The organism is Pseudovibrio sp. Ad26 (assembly GCF_001623285.1).
GTDB classification, from domain to species: domain Bacteria; phylum Pseudomonadota; class Alphaproteobacteria; order Rhizobiales; family Stappiaceae; genus Pseudovibrio; species Pseudovibrio ascidiaceicola.
The window spans coordinates 1-2,225 of record NZ_LMCE01000143.1; the positions used below are offsets into that span (position 1 = coordinate 1).

The 2,225-nt window shown below is 51.0% G+C and carries 2 protein-coding genes; both read left to right on the forward strand.

The features are described 5' to 3' along the window. Nucleotides 1-331: 331 nt before the first annotated feature. Nucleotides 332-1,546 (forward strand): nodulation protein NfeD, encoded by a 1,215-nt coding sequence (locus tag PsAD26_RS23740; protein WP_206600038.1) that lies wholly within the window; start codon nucleotides 332-334, stop codon nucleotides 1,544-1,546. Then, nucleotides 1,543-2,225, forward strand: a 683-nt coding sequence (locus PsAD26_RS23745; RefSeq protein ID WP_063312388.1) for a slipin family protein, incomplete at its 3' end; no start/stop codon positions are given. The genes PsAD26_RS23740 and PsAD26_RS23745, both read left to right, overlap by 4 nt.

Here is a 2,225-nt window from a genome sequence, read left to right on the forward strand (position 1 = left end):
GATAATTTGCTGAGCACTCTACCAACAACTCTTGCTTGATTATGTTGTTACCACGTTTCCTTATCTACGTGGCGTAGTTATCCGATTGTAACCATCTAAAAACAGAACGCACCGTGAAATGTTATTAGCGGCCTCAAAAACGAAATGGCAGATTGCAAATCTTGAAGATTTAGGATTTGCGTGTATTCGGTGTGTCTTTTTTCAGGTAATTCTAATCGGCGGTTTCTTCATTTTTGCCCTTTTCACCTCGAGCTACGGTGCTGCCCAAACGGATCGGACAGCTTCGCTCATCCGTATCGAAGGCCCTATAGGACCGGCTACTGCTGACTATGTGACACGTAGCCTCCAATCCGCTCAGGAAAATGGGGCCACGCTTGTCATCCTCACCTTAAACACCCCTGGCGGTCTCGACACCGCAATGCGCACCATCATTCATGCCATTCTGGCATCTCCGGTTCCAGTTGTTGGGTATGTTGCACCAAGCGGTGCACGTGCGGCCAGTGCTGGAACCTACATTCTCTACGCATGCCATATTGCTGCCATGGCACCGGGGACCAATCTAGGTGCAGCAACACCGGTTCAAATAGGCGGTGGTTTTCCCGGATCTGGAAGCTCCGACAACGAAGAGGATGAAGAGAAAAGTAAGGCCCCTTCCTCCTCCATCAAAGCTATCAGTGATGCGAAGGCCTACATCAAGAGCCTCGCTCAGTTGAGGAACCGAAACTCAGAGTGGGCGGAAAAGGCGGTCAGCGAAGCTGCCAGCCTAACGGCGGTCGATGCTCTTGACGAAGGGGTCATAGATTTGATTGCCGATAATCAAACCGATCTTTTACGGCAAATGAATGGGCGGTCTGTGGAATTGCCGGCAGGACAGGTTAGCCTCAATACTGATAGTGTGACGATTATTCCGTTGGAGCCAGATTGGCGGACCAAGTTTCTTTCTGTCATCACCAATCCGAGTGTTGCCTATATCCTATTTCTTATCGGTATCTACGGCATTGTCCTAGAATTTTACAGTCCGGGCATTTTTATCGCCGGGATCACAGGTGTCATCTGCCTGCTCTTAGCGCTCTACGCCTTTCAGCTGCTACCAGTCAGCTATGCCGGACTGGCTTTAATTCTTGTCGGACTTGGTCTTATAGTCGGTGAAGCGTTTGCGCCCAGCTTTGGCGTACTCGGACTGGGTGGTGCCACCGCCTTTGTGCTGGGTTCAATCATGCTGATCGACAGTGATACTCCCGAACTGGAGGTGTCCCGCATGCTGATTGGGTCGGTCGCAGCCGTTAGTGCCGGCGTTTTTCTCTTCATTCTTTATCTTCTCATGCGCTCGAAGGGCCGTGCTGTCGTGACAGGACAGGAAGAAATGCTCAGCAGCAGAGCTGTGGTCTTGGACTGGGATGGATTAAAGGGGCACGTCAGGGTTCATGGTGAAGTATGGCAGGCAATAAGCAAAGCGCCTTTAAGACCGGGTCACACCGTCGAAATCTCGGCTATTGAGGGTTTAACCCTCACTGTCTCTCCCCTTAAAAGTGAGGATCAGTCATGAACGAACTGCTTAGCTATTCTTGGACTTTGACTGTACTGATTCCGGTCTTGATTGTTTTCTCGTCATTGAAGATTCTGCGGGAGTATGAGCGAGGTGTGATCTTCCTGTTGGGGCGTTTCTGGAAAGTGAAAGGTCCGGGCTTGATCATTGTCCTTCCGGGTATCATGCAGATGGTCCGGGTGGATTTGCGCATACGCGTTCTGGACGTGCCTGAACAGGACGTAATTTCACGGGACAATGTCTCCGTAAAAGTCAATGCCGTCGTGTATTTTCGCGCCGTAGACGCTGAACGGGCAATCATTCAGGTTGAGGATTTTCTTCAGGCGACAACCCAACTGGCCCAGACAACCCTCCGCTCGGTCGCAGGTCAACATGAACTTGACGAAATGCTTGCATCGAGAGATCGGCTAAACTCCGATATCCAGCGTATTTTGGATGAACAGACGGAGGCTTGGGGTATCAAGGTGTCAAATGTGGAATTAAAGCACATCGACCTTGATGAACGGATGATCCGTGCAATCGCAAAGCAGGCAGAGGCAGAGCGGCTTCGCCGTGCCAAGGTCATCGATGCTCAGGGCGAATCCCAAGCAGCGGAAAAGTTTCTGGAAGCCGCCGGAATTCTCTCCCAGAACGATCAAGCTATGCAGCTGCGTTACCTGACAACACTGCAGACAATCGC